This window comes from Streptococcus anginosus, from assembly GCF_001697145.1.
Taxonomy (GTDB): Bacteria; Bacillota; Bacilli; order Lactobacillales; family Streptococcaceae; genus Streptococcus; species Streptococcus hominis.
Genome location: NZ_CP012719.1, coordinates 683,379 through 700,519, shown reverse-complemented (window position 1 = coordinate 700,519; position 17,141 = coordinate 683,379). Strand labels below are relative to the sequence as shown.

Sequence of the window (17,141 nt, the reverse complement as noted above, 5' to 3'; positions counted from 1 at the left end):
TTATTTGTTCTTTCTAAAAAAAGTATATGGATTTACTGTAAAATAGATTATCAAAGATACACTTAACCAAGCAAGCATTGAAATTAAGAAAGAAAGGGAAGCTCCAAAAACTTCAAATTTTAATACTAATGGTTCTGTAATAAATATAGATACAAGGTAGCCTACCATAAATGAGATTACCAGATAATGTTGCTTTCTAAATACTGTCAAAATATTATCACAAACTGTTGAAAAAGTACTTGTAACTCCTCCAAGTAATAATACTAAAAAACTACTATAGTACTGTTCTAAATTAGTTCCATATACAATATTTATCAAAGGAATCGCAACTATTGCACCGCTAATACAAATTAGCACACTCGTTATCCATAAAATTTTAAATAAATTATTTTTATAGGTTATGAAGTACTTGAATTTATTTTCTTCTTTGAATACTGCAAGCTGGGTAATCATAGGTCTCAAAAACACAATCATCAAGTTCATTGCAAATATTGGAGTAAATAAAATACTAAAATCCCTTTGAACACCCGATTCTATTATTCCTTTATTAAAAATAACATTTAAAGCATATTTGGGCTGATTATAGATAGAAACCAATAAAAATGCATTTATAAACAACGGAAAACAATCTTTTAAAATATTAAAAATATCGTTTATTCTTACATTAGAAAAATCAATTACATGGAATAATTTAGATTTTGGAACATCAAACAATGCAATAAATAGGAAAGAAACCACTGTCTGAATAATCACAGATAAAAGCAAGTTTCTTGAAAATAACAAACTTAGAGCAAAAGCTAATGTAGAAATTGTATTTCGTAAGAACAACGATTGCCCTGCAATATCTAGCCTCTCCTTTTGTTGAAATAGACCTTGAAATACATCAGAAAGTGCTTCACTTACTCGAAAAAAAGAGACCCAAAAAATAATCCAAAAGTTTGAATAAGTGGATGAATTTAAGATTAAGTAACTAACTAAAATTACTATCATGAAAAAATTTGAAATTAATCTTGTTACCAGATAAGCATCAAAAGAATATTTTTCTTTTATATCAGTTGCTTGAAAATCTCTAACCTGAAAGCTTGCAATAATAACAAACAAATTAGCTATTGCATACGCAAAGCTATATAAATCAGCAGACACACTAGATAAAACACGTGTTACTATAAATAATAACACTACAGACACCGCGGCAGATGACATACTTCCTAATATGTTCCAGAAAAAAATCTTTTTAGCTCTTGTTTCCAAACCAAATATTACTCCCTTGCAATAATCTCAATCTAATTAATTATACCATAATTTCTATCAAAAGAAGCAACCTTTCGGCTGCTTTACCTTATTCCTTCCCTTGTTTATAAAATTCCTTGAGGGCATCTTGCCAAGTTGGGATGACAAAGCCGGTTGCCTTAGCTTTAGCTAGACTCATGGTAGAATTGAGTGGTCGCTTCGCTTTCGCTGGAAACTTACTAGAGTCCACTGGCAAAACTTCGACATCTGTATCTTTTAAGATTTCCACTGCAAAATCATACCAAGTCGTATCTTCTGTGGCATCATTTGACAAATGATAATAGCCAAATTCTTTTTGATTTTCTGCTAAGTACGTCATAAATTCAGCCAACGTACGCGTCCAAGTCGGACGACCGTGTTGATCATTGACAACAGTCAGAGTTTTATGTGTTTTCGCTAAATTTTGCATAGTGAAAACAAAGTTCTTTCCATAATTTCCAAAGACCCAAGCTGTGCGGATAATGTAGAAACGGCTAGAATATTTCTCAACCAATTCCTCTCCCATGCGCTTCGTGCGACCATATTCTGTCTGAGGGTCTGGTTGATCGTCTACCTCCCATTCCTGCCCAACTGGCTTATCTCCAGCAAAAACATAGTCTGTAGAAATGTAAACAAGTGTTGCACCATGCTTTTCTGCTGCTTTAGCAACATTTTCAGTTCCTGTGACATTGATTGCATAATCCAGTTCTTTACCTTCATCTTCTGCTGCGTCCACAGCTGTATAGGCAGCACAGTGGTAGACAAGACTTGGCTTCACTTCTGCAAAAACCTTCTCAACCATTTCGGCATTTGTAATATCCATTTCTGCCACGTCAACTGCCACATACTCTTCGTTGCGTTCATCTAAAAGATAACGAAGTTCTGTTCCAAGCTGTCCATTAGCTCCTGTAATTAAAATCATTTGAAATTCCTTTCTGAATAATAAACATTCAATAAATTCATTATATCAAAAAAAGCAGAAAAAATCTGCTTTAACATACTTATCCGTCTATCTTCTTATGTAGATTGACACTTCATACCTTTATACTTTTTCTCTGTCTACATGCTGAATATACATGGCATATACCAACTTACAAGTAATGATAAATAAACTAATCATAAGAGGCAAAAATGTTCTTGTATTTGAAGCATATAAGGTTGGTGATAATGATATGAGCATACGACTTGCAAAACCTATCACAAATAAATAGATAAGCCAAATTCTTTCTTTCATTTCTGGAATAACCAACCACATTGAATAAAGAATCATTAATAACAAAAGTCCATAAAAACCAATCGCACTTAAATAGGTGATGTTAAAAGAAAAGGTTCCAGATTCTCTAGCTACTTTACTGATGCTCGATAAAGTTCCAAATAAATTATTAAATCCAATTTTTTGTGAAAAAATATTAAACAAAACAAAGCCACTCAGAGAGATTGCTATGATATTTTTCTTTTGAACCTCACAAATAAGCAATACTACCAAAAATAAGATAACAAATGGAAAGGAGACAGATAACATCTTATCGCCTGTTTCGAGAAAACCTAAGCCTATTTTCTGAAAAATATTTAAATTTGAAAAATTAGGAAACCAAGTGGCAACTTCCTTACCAAACCTAACTCCATTTCCTGATGACAATTTTGCAGATAAAATTCCTAAAATAGAGAGCAAGAAATAAGCGCCATTGCTTATTTTGTCTTTTTTAGAAGTAATTAGTTCAAAACCAAGCCACAAAAAAGCGTATACTGCTAGCTGTTCTTGCATTACTGCAAAAGCAAAAAATATAAAACAAGGTATTTTTATCCAATTTTTGGGGGAATCTTTTTGCAAAAGTGAAAAAATCAGAAATGAAGCAGGAAATATATAATTCACGTAAGTCGGGATGGAACCTGCACTTAAAAATTCAGTTGCTGGAAAGAAAATAAAAATAAGCAAAGCGGGAAGCCAAGGTAATTGAGGAGCTAATCTTATAGACGCTATCAACAACAGAATGGTTGCTCCAAAAGCCGCAAAAATAATGAATTTTTCATGAACAGAAAAAAAGAGTGTCGCAGATTCAATCAATAATCTACTACTCCAAGTGAAATATCGATCCAACCCAAACAGTAGATAATTAAATTTAAACTCCTTAGCATACTTCAAAAAAGCAATTTGATCGCCTACAGGAGCAATCTTGTTATTAATATAAAACTGAATTGCATATATAAATGAAGATAAAAATAAAATCAAACTAGTCTTTTTTTCTTTCACAACGTCTCCTATTTTAATAAAGTAATAATAGTGAAAAATAGTAATATTTGTTTTTTCTTTAAACACATAAACCTATTGCGTTCTTTCCATGCGACACATGCTAAAAATATTAATATTAGCTGTCCTAAAATTATTATTTCATAATAACAAACAATTTATTATTTTGAAGATAAATATTATAAATTTTTGTTTCTTCAAGCTGTGTATATTCCCCATTTGTAAAATCTATAGTTGAAATATCAACAAGCTTAAAATCAACATTTAGGTTAGTTATACTATTAAATCTCATAGTCATATCCCAAGAAACATTAGTATTCGGCATAATCAAACTATTCAAAATTGGATAAACAGACGAACTGTTGTTAAAAATAGGTGAATTAGAAAGGAATCTATTCACATAAATTACATTTGTATAAGAGTTCACATACTTATTCAACGATGACCCTAGCATAATACTTTGTAATTTGAACATCTCATTCTGCTGCTTTAAACTACTTGTGTAAACAAAAGAAAATGACAAGAAATAAAATACTAATAATCCTGATATGAATGATTTCAAACCTAGCAAAAATTTGCTTTCCTTAAAAAACTCAAGACCAACAACCAAAATAATAGCAAGGAAAATTCCCATACCGTACTCATATCTTGGTCTCAATAAATAATAAGGAACAGGAAAAATTAAGTACGTTCCATAACTAAAGATACTTCCTAATATTAACCAAATAATTATATAAGTTAAAGTTGAAAATAATCTTGTTTTAGCGAAACGGATTATACTGATAATTAATAGAACAATAGCTAATGCAGCTAAAATAATCCAAATGGTAGAACTCTGCAAAAAAATATTTTCCAGATATCCCTTAGCATTCATAATGAATACCTTAAAAATCTCCAAGAGGCTTGGAATTTTAGCTTGATCAGCAAAAATAGGAGGCTTAATTAGAATTTGAAAACGATATAAGACAATTCCGATTGAATAAGAAACTATAGAAATAAATACTTTAAAAAGTTCTTCTCTGAACCGTCTTCCTTGTGTTAACTCTAAAAACAACATTGTCAAGGTTAGTATGATATAAATACCGGAAGAAGCTTGATAAGAGTTGCACATTAAAAATATACCAATAATAGATGAAGTAGCAAATAATTTCTTATTATCCCAAAAAACAAAAGGAGTGACTGAGAACAAAATGCTTAGAGACATAAATGGATTGTCAAATCTAAAACTTAGTGGTTCTAGAAACCAAGGATTAATTCCTATAATTGTAGAAACAAAGGCAGTAGTAAGGCTCATTTTGTTTTTCGGGAACAGAACAAATACTAAAATCAGACTAGCAAGAGCCAAGATAAAAGCAGATATGACATGAGTGGTTAGACCTGAATCTGTTAATCGCCATCCTCCACTTATAAAATGGGCAAAGTACTCACTTACATATCTTGAATAGTGTTCAGAAAAGCCAGAATATCCTTGCAATTGCCTTCCTATATCATCAATATAGGGAAACTCTGCTAAACCAATATTCATATTAACAACTAAATAAATGATAAAAATAAAAATAGCAGAAATTTTATTTAACTGAATATAATTTTTAAAATCAGACAAATATCTCCTAAAAATCATTCACTCTTCTCCTTAATCACATAAACTGGTCGCTTCTTTGTTTCCATAAAAATTTTGCCAACATATTTTCCTAAAATACCAATAGTCAATAATTGGAATCCTCCTAAAAAGAGAATAATAGACACCATCGAAGGCCAACCAGACGTTGGGTCTCCAAAAATTAGTGTTCGTACAATCACAATTAACATCAAAACAAATGCTACTATACAAGCCAAAATACCTGCTAAAAAAGCAATAGTCAAAGGAGCGTCTGAAAAATTAATGATTCCTTCTAAAGAATAATTGAATAACTGCCAAAAATTCCAGCTCGTCTGACCTGCCACACGTTCGACATTTTTATATTCTAAATACTCTGTCTCAAAACCAACCCATGCAAATATCCCTTTAGAAAAACGATTGTACTCAGAAACTTCTAAAATGGCATCTACCATTTGCCTGCGCATGAGACGGAAATCACGCGCACCGTCCACCATTTCAACTTGACTAATTTTATTGATTAATTTATAAAACATCCTAGCAAAAAAACTACGGATCAGAGGTTCCCCATCACGCGTTGTCCGTCGTGTCCCTACACAATCCAAATCTGGATTCTTCTCCAGCATAGATTTCATTGTGAGTAAAAGTCCCGGAGGATCTTGCAAATCCGCATCCATGACAGTCACTAAATCACCAGTTGCATGTTTGAGACCTGCATACAGAGCTGCTTCTTTTCCAAAATTTCTCGAAAAAGAAAGATAGTGAACATTTTTATCTGCTTGATTTAAGTCGCGTAGAACTTGTAAAGTTCTATCTTTTGAACCATCATTGACAAAGATGTATTCAAAATTATCATCTGTTTGTGATTTAATTTTTTCTATTTCCGCATAAAATAGTGGAATCGTCTCTTCTTCATAATAACAAGGAATAATTACTGATATTGTCATTCTTCTCCCTTTCTGTTAGAAATAGCTCTAATTCACAATAATCCCATTATACTATATCCACGCGCCATTTTCTACTATTTCCATAAAATAATCAAGAAATCTACTATAAAGACAAACCAAAATCACTCGTCATGCAAACAAGTGATTTTGTGCTAATGTCAAGAAAAGCTCGGCATAATTTCCTAAAAAGAGTTCCTCTGCACTATAAATTATCTGAGATTTGACGGATGAGAAGCCACTTTGAGACAGTTTTCCTTCCAAATCAGCAAGATGAAAGCCATGATGATTTACGTCTGTTTTAACAAAATCTGCAATAAAAAGCTGTCCGTCCTCTACAAGATGATTTCTAAACATTGCTAGAGTCTTCTCAACATTTGGCATATGATGAAGAACACGACTAACCACGATGATGTCAAATAATTGATTTAATGGGTTTGTCAACAAATCCTGCTGCAACAAATAAACATTATCAATGGCTTGCTTTTCCACTTTTAGGCGAGCTTGATCAAGCATTTTATCTGAAATATCAACAAGCGTGACTGACTTGGATTGAGCTGCCAATGGCAGAGTCACCAAGCCTGTACCACCGCCAAAATCCAAAATGCGCTTGTCAGAAAAATCTACTATTTGTTTTTCCACTTCCTGGCGAATGAGATCGGCAATAAATCTATTTTTGAGAGAATCGAATGATTCTGCCTTATGATTAAAATGATGTTCCATATTTTTAGTTTAACAGAAAGTAAATCATTCTTCCAGAAAAATGCTTAACTGGTTTTCTACTTTTTTAGTAAGCTTACTTTCAAGTCATTACGCAAAAACCTCAGAACAGTGAATTCTGGTCAACTTCCACAAGGCTGATTAGGTACTTCTTACGAGTTTGACTAGGAAACAAAATTAACCTTACCTCGCAAGCATTATTCGCAACTTCAACGCAATGTTTTGAACAATCAACTACTGTGCATCAAGCTTATTTCTATTTAAAAAGCGAGGCTGAGAAACTACTATCCCAGCCTCGTCTACTATTTGACATATTTTTTATTTAGTCATCAAATCCATTTGGGTGTTTGCTTTGCCAATGCCAAGCGTCTTGGCACATGCGTGTAATATCAAATTGTGCTTCCCAGCCTAATTCCTCTTTTGCTTTTGTAGAGTCGGCATAGCAAGTTGCAATGTCACCAGGGCGGCGGTCAACAATCTTGTAAGGAATTGGTTTTCCGACTGCTTTTTCCATATTTTGGATAATTTCTAAAACAGAGTATCCTTTACCGGTACCAAGGTTATAGATATTTAGACCAGCAGTTCCTTCAATTTTTTGCAGAGCAGCCACATGTCCTTTTGCTAAATCTACCACGTGAATATAGTCACGAACACCGGTACCGTCAACTGTTGGATAGTCATTGCCAAATACTTGCACTTCTTTTAATTTTCCAACAGCAACCTGCGTCACATATGGCAAGAGATTATTTGGAATGCCATTTGGATTTTCACCCAAATCACCACTTTCATGAGCACCAATTGGATTAAAATACCGAAGCAAGACAACATTCCAGTTTGCATCAGCTTTGTAAATATCCGTCAGCATTTCTTCAATCATCAGTTTTGTACGTCCGTAAGGATTGGTGACTAACAGAGGAAAATCTTCTAAAATTGGAACGGTATGAGGATCGCCATAGACAGTTGCAGAAGAGCTGAAAATGATATTTTTGCAATTGACTTCTTCCATGACGCGTAGCAATGTCAACGTTCCTGTAATGTTGTTTTCGTAATAAGTCAGCGGAATTTGTGTTGATTCACCAACTGCCTTCAACGCCGCAAAATGAATCACACCTGTTGGTTGTTCTGTTTTAAAGATTTCAAGTAAGGCTTTCTTATCACGAATGTCCACTTGATAAAATGGAATTTTTTGACCAACAATTCGTTCTACAACTTCTACACTTTTTTTGCTGCTGTTCACTAAATTATCAACAATAACAACTTCGTGTCCAGCATTGACTAACTCAATAACGGTATGCGTTCCGATAAATCCGGCTCCACCTGTTACTAAAATTTTATGTTTCATGATTCTCCTTTAAAGACAAAGCTTCAATAGTGATTATTTTAATACTTTTTGTGTCTTAGCATAGTTGGCTTCGACAGCTTCCTTTTCAGCTTTCCACCAATCTTGGTGATCCGTGTACCACTTGATTGTTTCTTTCAATCCAGCCTCAAAGTTGGTAAATTCTGGTTTCCAGCCTAGTTCATTACGCAACTTGCTAGCGTCAATAGCATAGCGTAGGTCGTGACCCGCACGGTCTGTTACATGGTCGTAAGCGTCAGCTGGTTGTCCCATTTCTTTGAGAATGAGCTCTAGCACTTCTTTGTTGTTCTTTTCGCCGTCTGCACCGATTAGGTAGGTTTCACCGATTTTCCCTTTTGTAAGAATGGTCCAAACCCCTGATGAATGGTCATTGGTATGAATCCAGTCACGAACATTCTTTCCTTCCCCATAAAGTTTTGGACGAATGCCTGAAAGGATATTGGTAATCTGACGCGGAATGAATTTTTCGATGTGTTGATATGGTCCGTAGTTGTTTGAACAGTTAGAAATGGTGGCCTTAACACCGAAAGAGCGCACCCAAGCCTTGACAATCAAATCAGAAGCTGCTTTAGTTGAAGAATAAGGTGAGCTTGGATTGTATTTGGTTTCTGGGGTGAATTTTTCGCCCGGTCCTTCACCATGCCCCGGAAGATCTTCACGAAGAGGAAGGTCACCATAAACTTCGTCAGTAGATACATGGTGGAAACGAAGATCGTATTTACGAGCCGCTTCAAGAAGCGTATAAGTTCCGACAAAGTTCGTATCAATAAACGGACGTGGGTCATTAAGTGAGTTGTCATTATGGCTTTCTGCCGCATAGTGAACAATAGCATCTGCATTCTTAGCCACTTGGTCAACAATCGCTGCATCAGCAATATCTCCAACGACCAACTCCACGCGGTCGCCTAGAATTTCTTCAATGTTGGCACGGTTACCAGCATAAGTCAGTTTATCCAGAACGGTAATATGCACATCTGGAAAGTTATTGTACACATAATGGACAAAGTTAGAGCCGATAAAACCAGCACCACCTGTCACTACAATATTTTTATATTCAGTCATGAAAAGATTTTCTCCTATTTTCTGAGGGTATTATAACATATCTTTGGTCAAAGGTTTAACATCCTTAAGCATTGGATGATTCTTATCTGCTTCAGATACTTCTGCTTGGTCAAGATTTTCCCATTCAATGCCAAGAGCGGGGTCAGCATAGTTGACAAAGGCATACTTAGGTTTCAATTCCAATGCCCAGTAGTCATTGACCAAATAGCTATAAGAAACCGTATCTGACAATACTTGAAAGCCATTTGCTACACCGCGAGGAACGAAAATCCCTTTGCTGGCATCAATGACCGTTTGGTAGGTATTTCCGAATGTTTCCCCTTCACGCAAATCAACCCAAGAACCGAGAACTTTTCCGCCATCTGCGACAGAAATGTACTTATCCCAAGGTTCTGCATGAAGACCACGGAGCACATTTTTGCGGGAAAAGCTGACATTGTTTTGGAGCTTACCTTCAGCAAAAAAGCTTTCTGGAAAACCAAGGGGTACCATTTTTTCTTTTTGAAAGTTTTCCTTGAACCAGCCACGATTGTCCCCATGAACTGGAATATCAAATTCCAGCATGCCAGGAATCGCTTCAATTTTACGGGCTGCTAATTTTTTTTCAAAAAATTGTTCAGACATGTCTTATTCTTCTCCAATCAAACGTAATAAGTAGTGACCGTATTCGTTCTTTTTAAGCGATTGTGCCAAATCATGCACTTGTTCTTTAGTGATATATCCCATACGGTAGGCAATTTCTTCTAAGTTTGCTACTTGAACATTTTGCATACGTTGGACGGTTTCGATGTATTGAGCAGCTTCTAATAAGCTCTCGTGTGTACCGGTGTCCAACCAAGCAAAACCACGTCCCATAAGCTCAACAGACAAATCGCCGCGGTCTAAGTAAGCCTTATTGACATCAGTGATTTCCAGCTCTCCACGTGGACTAGGCTTGATATTTTTAGCAATTTCTACTACGTCATTGTCATAGAAATAAAGTCCTGTAACTGCATAGTTAGAACGTGGCTGTTCTGGTTTTTCTTCGATAGAGATTGCATTCATATTTTCATCAAATTCAACCACACCGAAACGCTCTGGGTCTTTTACTTGATAACCAAAGACAGTCGCTCCGTTTTCCTTAGAAGCAGCTTTTTGCAGCATTTTACTAAGGCCTGGACCATGATAAATATTATCACCTAAAATCAAAGCCACATGGTCATCTCCGATAAAGTCAGCACCGATAATAAAGGCTTGCGCCAAGCCATCTGGACTTGGTTGCTCAGCATAAGAAAGCTTGATACCAAACTCCGAGCCATCGCCCAACAAATCCTCAAAGCGAGGGAGATCTGTCGGTGTTGAGATAATCAAGATGTCCTTGATACCAGCCAGCATGAGGGTTGATAGCGGATAATAAATCATGGGTTTATCATAAACCGGCATGAGTTGTTTAGATGCAGCTCTAGTCAAAGGATACAAACGTGTACCAGAGCCGCCTGCAAGAATAATACCTTTCATAATGAGTTTCCTCTCTTAATGTATTCTCTTTATTTTACCATTTTTGAAAGCGGATGTCATCCTTCAAGAAAGAGAGCATTTTCATTCAAGGCCTTTCACACTTAATGAAAATCAAAAACGAAACCAAAAATCTGCCAAGATAGAACTGTTGTTATCTAGGCAACTGATAAAATAGACACCTAATTTTAAAAAAGTATCTGCTATCCTAAAGCCACATCCAATACCATCATCAACACAAAGCCCACCATGAGACCTAAAGTCGCAACATCTGTATTGCCATTTGTCTGAGAATCTGGTATCAGCTCCTCCACGACGACGAAAATCATAGCTCCTGCCGCAAAAGACAGGGCATAGGGCAAAATAGCCGTCATTACCATAACTGCATAAGCGCCAAGGACCGCTCCGATAGGCTCAACAATAGCTGACATCGAGCCCCAGTAAAAAGCCTTAAGACGCGATTCCCCGTCTGTCCGTATAGGAATGGACAAGGCTGCCCCTTCCGGCACATTTTGGAGACCAATTCCCAAAACCAGACCTACGGCTCCGATAAAGACTTCTGGACTGGAATTGCTGGATAAGGCACCAAAGGCCACTCCTACTGCCAAGCCTTCTGGAAAATTGTGTATGGTAATAGCCAGAAAAAGCAGGGCCGTTTTGGACAGTTTATTCCGGCTGTGCTCCGGCAGACTTTCTGCCTCAGATACATCCTTCTTGCTAAGGTGTAAATGGGGAACTACCGCATCAATAAAGCGCAAGAAGAAACCACCCAACAGAAAACCAAGGGCGGCTGGCATCCAAGACCAGACTTCATAGTTACTTTTTGCATACTCAATTGAAGGCTGCAAGAGCGACCAAAATGAAGCTGCAATCATGACACCAGCTGCAAATCCCATCATAATATCCAGCAGCTTACGACTGACTGTTTTAAAAAAAAGACAACCGCAGAGCCCACAATGGTACAGCCCCATGTAAAGAGTCCCGCCAAAAAAGCCTGCAGCACCACAGGCTGCTCCTGCAACCAGTTCATAACAACTTCACCTCCTCATTATCTTTCATCATACAATATCGTCTTGGTTTCTTTGATACAATGGTTCTCTTCATCCCAATAGTGAATCCGCTCAAAGGAGCCTTTGCGCCAGTACAAAGGAAGCCTATCTCTGATGTCGTCCTGCATATCGAGATAATCCAGTTCATCAATTGACCACCATTTTGGCTGACCTTCCCGTGATTTTGTTAGTAGTTCTCCTTCAAAATTCTCACAGAGAAAATCATAATAGACATAACGCTCTGCTTTTGTCGGATTGGTAAAACCTGAAATGCCTTTAAGCTGTAATTTCAAAGCCGTCAATCCTGTTTCCTCTTTCAACTCTCGCACAGCTGCTTCAAAAAAAGATTCTGGAAACTCAACTTTCCCACCTGGCTGAATCCACCCTTTAAAATCATCATGCTGTCGATTGAGCAAAAGAACTTGATTCCCTTTTTTCACACAAACATTGACCCAATTTAAAATTTTTTCTGTCATCTATTTCTCTTTTTTAATATATCTTTCAATAGGATAATCCGTTGGATTTAAACTACCACTTTTTCCCTGAACCATCTGAGCTAAATGATATCCGATGAGTGGCCCTGTCGTCAAACCAGAAGAACCTAAGCCACCGGCTGCAAGTACCTGCGGAAGATTTGGCACCTGACCAAAGAAAGGAGAAAAATCACTTGTATAGCCTCGAATTCCGACCCGCTCGCTCACCACTTTTGCCTGAGACAAGCTAGGAAAATAGTAAAGAGCTTCTTGTTCCATTTTATCCAGCAAACCTTGATCTACTCCTAGACCATAGCCCATTTCATTTTCGTGAGTAGCTCCCATACTGATTTTGCCATTTTGAAAAGGAATAATATCTAGCTCTCCTTCTGGCATAACAACTGGATAATCATCTGTCACCAGAGCAGTCTGATAATCTCGTAGCTGACCTTTTTGTGGACGAATATCCACTTGATAACCTAATGGGCTCAAAAGCTCAGGCAACCAAGCTCCTGTTGCTAATATAACTTGGTCAAAATAGCAACTATCAACCCAGAAAGCATCATCTCGAATGTCCAAACTTACTTTCTTTTGGAGTACTTCTGCACCGCTAGCCACAAGCAAAGTCTGAGTCAATAATGAGCCTTCCACGCGTGCTCCTCCAGAAGCATAGAGCAGACGGTCAAACCCTTGAAGCCTCGGAAAATACTCTGCCGCTTCCGCTCGTGAAAGCAGCCGCAAGTCGCCAATGAGCGGTGACTCTTTTCGCCGTTGGTCTGCCAAGTCATAGAGTATTTCCAAACTTTCCTCCTTTTTCTTCAGCACAAATACACCAGTCTGCTGATAAAAATCCGTTGCAAAACCGTCCTTCTGTAAATCAGCCACCAAATCCAGATAAAAATCTGCTCCCAGTCGCGCCATACGATACCATATTTTATTGCGCCGCTTAGAAAACCACGGGCTGATAATACCAGCCGCTGCCTTGGTTGCCTGACCTATTCCATGGTCAAAAACTGTTACCTGATAAGCAGGATTTTTTGATAGATAATAGGCAACAGTTGATCCGACAATCCCTGCTCCAATAATCGCTACTTTTTTCATACAGTCCCCTACTTAGATATATTTAAAAGGATTTGTAGAAACCTGACTGGCTAAAAATTCAACTTCCCAACTCTCTTCTACTTTCCAGTCTTGAAATTTTTCAACTAATTTTTCTACAAAGAGCACTTCTATATGGTGACCCGGATCCAAAGCTAGAAGTCCCTCGCTCAGCATATCCTGTGCTGTATGGTAGTAAATATCACCTGTAATATAAAGCTGAGCGCCCTGTGCTAAAGCCTCCTTGTAAAAGGACTGACCACTGCCACCACAGATTGCCACTTTCTCAATCATTCGCTCCAGATCCACAGCCGAATAAGTCACCAAACGCAGACTATCCAGACCAAAAGTTTCCTTAACCTTGCCTGCAAAGTCTCCAAAAGTCTGAGGTGCAATCTTGCCAATACGACCAATGCCGTGTCCAGGAACCGTTTCGCTAAGATAATCCGTATCAGTGATTTCTAGTAGATCACAGAACCAGTCATTGAGACCGTCATCCACAATATCAATATTGGTATGGCTGACATAGACTGCAATATCGTGCTTAATCAGATCGATGTAAATCTGATTCTGAGGTCGGTCTGCCACTAAATCCTTAATAGGCCGAAAGATCGGTGCGTGTTTAACCAAAATCAAATCTACATCTTTTTCAATCGCCTCTGCAACTGTCTGCTCGCGGATATCCAAAGCTATCAGTACTCGCTTAACTTCCTTATTCAGAGTTCCAATTTGCAGTCCGCAGACATCTCCCGTCATGGACAGATCCTTAGGACAGTATGCTTCATAACGGTTAATAACATCACTTGCCAGCATGCAGTACCTCCTTGATTTGCTTGATTTTTTGGGACATAGCAGAGCGTTCCGTTAGATTTTTCTCAGGGATTTTAGCCAGAGCTTTTTCCAGCTTGTCTACTTCTCGCTGCCATTTATCTAGAAAAACAGCTGATTGCTCCCTCATTAGATAAGGTCCGAAGCGTTCTTGTTTAGCATTCAACACTTGATGCCCCTGTTCAGCTATCATTATCTCGTAAAATTTCCCATTTTCTTCCACAATAGCTTCTTCTGTAATTTGAAAATTATGACCACACAACCACCTGCGAAGTTCATCTTCCCGATTGTTAGGCTGAAGAATCAGGCGCTTAACAGATGCTAATTTTGCACTGTCATTGTCTAAAATATCTGCTATCAATCCTCCTCCCATTCCTGCAATAACGATAACATCAATCTGATCTTCTGCATCAAAAGCTGCCAAACCATTTGCCAAACGAACAGAAATTTTATCGGACATCTGGTTATCGGCTACATTCGTCACCGCAGACTGATAAGGTCCCTCAACAACTTCACCAGCAATGGCTGAGGAAATGCTACCCTGCTGAATTAGATAAATCGGTAAATAAGCGTGGTCACTTCCTACATCCAAGATTTTGGCATCCTGTGGTACAAAACCAGCTACTTTTCTCAAACGTTTTGAGATATTCTTTACTTGCATGATAACTCATTTCTAAAATAATCGTTTCACTTAGTATATCATTTTTAAGGAACTAAAAAAAGAGTCTATTCCAAGGGAATAAACTCCGACATCTTAATCTCGCCACAAATCCATAGCCTTCAAAAAATCATCTGAGACAGTGATATTTTGCGGATTTGCCGCTTCACGTTCTTCTCGCTTCGCTTCTACCTGTGCTACTGTTGTAATGCCTTCACGGCGCCAATTCCGCAAAATAGCTTGGATGTATTTCCAGTTTGCCTTTCCATTAAAAACAGCTTCACGAAGAGCAGCAGTAACAAGTTCAGGACTGGTCTTGTCATCTTGAATCGTTTTTGTCAAATCCTCGATTTCAAATGGTGTCAAGAGACGACCTAATTCTTGCTGGAAAGTCTCGACCAAGTCTTTTAAAACATTTTGAGAAACAGTTTGCGCAACGCTTGAGCGACTTTCTACAATTTCATCTAATCGTTCAAGCGCTGGTAGCGCATCAAAAACTGCCTCAATTTCACCATTGAGGGCAATCGTTTTATACTGCAACAATCCTTTTTCTGTCAAATTTGACATAGAGCGATTGACCTCTGCAACGGATTTCCCGATACTTTCTGCAATCTGAACAGGAGAAATCTCTTCTAGCGACGTTGTATTTTGCAAATAGAAAAATTGCCAGACCAAAAAGTCATCACTATTATCAAATATCTCATGAAAATGAAAAAGAAGCTCAGTTGGCAATACTAAATTGCCCGTCTTATACGCTGATAAATAAGTCATAACACCTCTTATAAATAAGCAAACAAGGAAGCGTCATTTGCTGCATTTGCCCAGTCAAATGGCGTTTCTTGATAAACAGCATAATTAATCCAATTGTTGAAAAACAGCGCCGCAGCCAGATTCCATCGTAAACAGGGAACTGAAGTAACGTCATCATTTTTGAAATAATTTTCTGGAATATGCGGATTCAGCCCTTCGTCTACATCACGCAAATATTCTTTTGCCAAGGTCTCGCGGTCATATTCCAAATGACCAAAGCTATACACTTCGCGAAGATCACGACTTGCCACAACGGAGACACCAACCTCTTCTCCACAAGCTAAAATTTCCAAATTACTCTTGTTTAAAATATCCTCTTTGCGAACTTCTGTATAACGCGAATGAGGAGCTGCGTATTCATCATCAAAACCACGAAACAACAAATTTGGTTTTTCTGGTGTGGATTGACTATAAATACCGGACAACTTGCGCTTCATCTGGTGTTTGGCAATGCCATAACGAGCATAAAGAGCTGCTTGCGCTCCCCAACAAATATGCAACGTTGAGTAAACATGCGATTTGGACCAGTTAATAACTTGTCGAAATTCTTCCCAATAATCTACTGCTTCAAAAGGCAAATGCTCGACTGGCGCTCCAGTGACAATCAAACCGTCAAAATAACGACCCTTGATCTCATCAAAAGTCTTATAAAAGGTCTCCATATAGTCCGCATGTGTCGTTTTGAAGGTATGAGAAGTCATATAAAGAAATTCAATCCGAAGTTGCAATGGCGTATTTGCTAAATGACGCAACAACTGCGTTTCTGTTACTGTTTTTTGCGGCATTAAATTCAAAATCAAGATATTCAGAGGACGAATATCTTGGTGTTCTGCACGCTCATCATCCATGACAAAGATATTCTCAGATCTTAAAATGTCAACAGCTGGTAATTTCTTATCAATTTTAATAGGCATGAAAATATCTCCTTTTGCTTTCTGCTTTTATTATACTGAAAGGAGATATAGTTTTCAATTATACTTTTTCTACAACAAGATATAGCTTTTACTTATACCTTAATAATGCATGAGAACTTTGTAATCGTAGTTACCAATAGCTTCGCGTCCCTTCAATTCATCCAATTCAATAAGGAAAGCGCAACCTGCAACGATACCACCTAAACGTTCAACCATTTCAATTGTTGCTTTAACCGTTCCTCCTGTTGCAAGAAGGTCATCAACAATCAGTACACGCTGTCCAGGTTTGATAGAGTCAGCGTGCATTGTTAAGGTATCTACACCATACTCTTTTTCATAACTAGCTGAGATAACCTCACGAGGCAATTTCCCAGGCTTACGTACTGGAGCAAAACCAACTCCAAGCTCATAAGCTACCGGACATCCAACAATAAATCCACGCGCTTCTGGACCGACAATCATATCAATTTTCTTGTCCGTAGCATATTGGACAATTTCACGAATAGCATAGCTATAGGCATTTCCATCTGCCATCAATGGGCTAATGTCACGAAATAAAATCCCTTCTTGCGGGTAATTTTCAATGGTTGCAATATAATCTTTTAAATCCATAACTG

At 37.6% G+C, this 17,141-nt stretch carries 17 protein-coding genes and 1 pseudogene; all 18 read right to left on the bottom strand.

The features are described 5' to 3' along the window. Positions 1-1,251, bottom strand: a complete 1,251-nt coding sequence (locus SanJ4206_RS03440; RefSeq protein ID WP_003027707.1) for an oligosaccharide flippase family protein — start codon at positions 1,249-1,251, stop codon at positions 1-3. Between the two features lie 88 nt (positions 1,252-1,339). Beyond that, complete coding sequence (rfbD, locus tag SanJ4206_RS03435; RefSeq protein WP_003027708.1) at positions 1,340-2,191, bottom strand: dTDP-4-dehydrorhamnose reductase; 852 nt, start codon at positions 2,189-2,191, stop codon at positions 1,340-1,342. Between the two features lie 120 nt (positions 2,192-2,311). Further along, on the bottom strand, positions 2,312-3,520 hold the full coding sequence (locus tag SanJ4206_RS03430; RefSeq protein WP_022525105.1) for a hypothetical protein: 1,209 nt from the start codon (positions 3,518-3,520) through the stop codon (positions 2,312-2,314). A gap of 133 nt (positions 3,521-3,653) precedes the next feature. Then, positions 3,654-5,138 carry a glucosyltransferase domain-containing protein gene (locus tag SanJ4206_RS03425; protein ID WP_003027710.1) on the bottom strand — a complete coding sequence of 495 codons (1,485 nt, stop codon included), beginning with the start codon at positions 5,136-5,138 and terminating at the stop codon, positions 3,654-3,656. After that, positions 5,135-6,061, bottom strand: a complete 927-nt coding sequence (locus SanJ4206_RS03420) for a glycosyltransferase family 2 protein (protein WP_003027711.1) — start codon at positions 6,059-6,061, stop codon at positions 5,135-5,137. Before SanJ4206_RS03420 ends, SanJ4206_RS03425 begins: the two co-directional genes overlap by 4 nt. 129 nt (positions 6,062-6,190) lie before the next feature. Continuing rightward, on the bottom strand, positions 6,191-6,781 hold the full coding sequence (locus SanJ4206_RS03415) for a class I SAM-dependent methyltransferase (protein WP_157622026.1): 591 nt from the start codon (positions 6,779-6,781) through the stop codon (positions 6,191-6,193). Positions 6,782-7,100: 319 nt separating this feature from the next. Further along, a complete protein-coding gene (gene galE / locus SanJ4206_RS03410; protein ID WP_157622025.1) occupies positions 7,101-8,120 on the bottom strand; it encodes a UDP-glucose 4-epimerase GalE in 1,020 nt (339 codons plus the stop codon). Between the two features lie 33 nt (positions 8,121-8,153). Next, positions 8,154-9,200, bottom strand: a complete 1,047-nt coding sequence (gene rfbB / locus SanJ4206_RS03405; protein WP_003039992.1) for a dTDP-glucose 4,6-dehydratase — start codon at positions 9,198-9,200, stop codon at positions 8,154-8,156. Positions 9,201-9,230: 30 nt separating this feature from the next. Next, a complete protein-coding gene (locus SanJ4206_RS03400) occupies positions 9,231-9,824 on the bottom strand; it encodes a dTDP-4-dehydrorhamnose 3,5-epimerase family protein (RefSeq protein ID WP_003027715.1) in 594 nt (197 codons plus the stop codon). Positions 9,825-9,827: 3 nt separating this feature from the next. Continuing rightward, positions 9,828-10,697, bottom strand: a complete 870-nt coding sequence (rfbA, locus tag SanJ4206_RS03395; protein WP_003027717.1) for a glucose-1-phosphate thymidylyltransferase RfbA — start codon at positions 10,695-10,697, stop codon at positions 9,828-9,830. A 200-nt stretch (positions 10,698-10,897) separates the two neighbouring features. After that, a pseudogene (locus tag SanJ4206_RS03390) lies at positions 10,898-11,724 on the bottom strand (ZIP family metal transporter). An 18-nt stretch (positions 11,725-11,742) separates the two neighbouring features. After that, positions 11,743-12,219 (bottom strand): 8-oxo-dGTP diphosphatase, encoded by a 477-nt coding sequence (locus SanJ4206_RS03385; RefSeq protein WP_003027719.1) that lies wholly within the window; start codon positions 12,217-12,219, stop codon positions 11,743-11,745. Next, complete coding sequence (locus SanJ4206_RS03380; RefSeq protein WP_003027720.1) at positions 12,220-13,317, bottom strand: NAD(P)/FAD-dependent oxidoreductase; 1,098 nt, start codon at positions 13,315-13,317, stop codon at positions 12,220-12,222. 12 nt (positions 13,318-13,329) lie between these two features. Then, entirely contained in the window at positions 13,330-14,127 is a 798-nt protein-coding gene (locus SanJ4206_RS03375) for a Nif3-like dinuclear metal center hexameric protein (RefSeq protein ID WP_022525108.1), read from the bottom strand. After that, entirely contained in the window at positions 14,114-14,803 is a 690-nt protein-coding gene (locus SanJ4206_RS03370) for a tRNA (adenine(22)-N(1))-methyltransferase (protein WP_003027722.1), read from the bottom strand. The genes SanJ4206_RS03375 and SanJ4206_RS03370 overlap by 14 nt, the downstream gene beginning before the upstream one ends. Before the next feature lie 93 nt (positions 14,804-14,896). Beyond that, the gene (locus tag SanJ4206_RS03365) at positions 14,897-15,571 is read right to left on the bottom strand and encodes a DnaD domain-containing protein (protein ID WP_003027723.1); all 675 of its coding nucleotides are present in this window, start codon (positions 15,569-15,571) and stop codon (positions 14,897-14,899) included. Positions 15,572-15,579: 8 nt separating this feature from the next. Beyond that, positions 15,580-16,524: a homoserine O-acetyltransferase MetA gene (metA, locus tag SanJ4206_RS03360; RefSeq protein WP_003027724.1), complete on the bottom strand. Its 945-nt coding sequence runs from the start codon at positions 16,522-16,524 to the stop codon at positions 15,580-15,582. Positions 16,525-16,623: 99 nt separating this feature from the next. Next, positions 16,624-17,136, bottom strand: a complete 513-nt coding sequence (locus SanJ4206_RS03355) for an adenine phosphoribosyltransferase (RefSeq protein ID WP_003025236.1) — start codon at positions 17,134-17,136, stop codon at positions 16,624-16,626. Between the last annotated feature and the right edge of the window lie 5 nt (positions 17,137-17,141).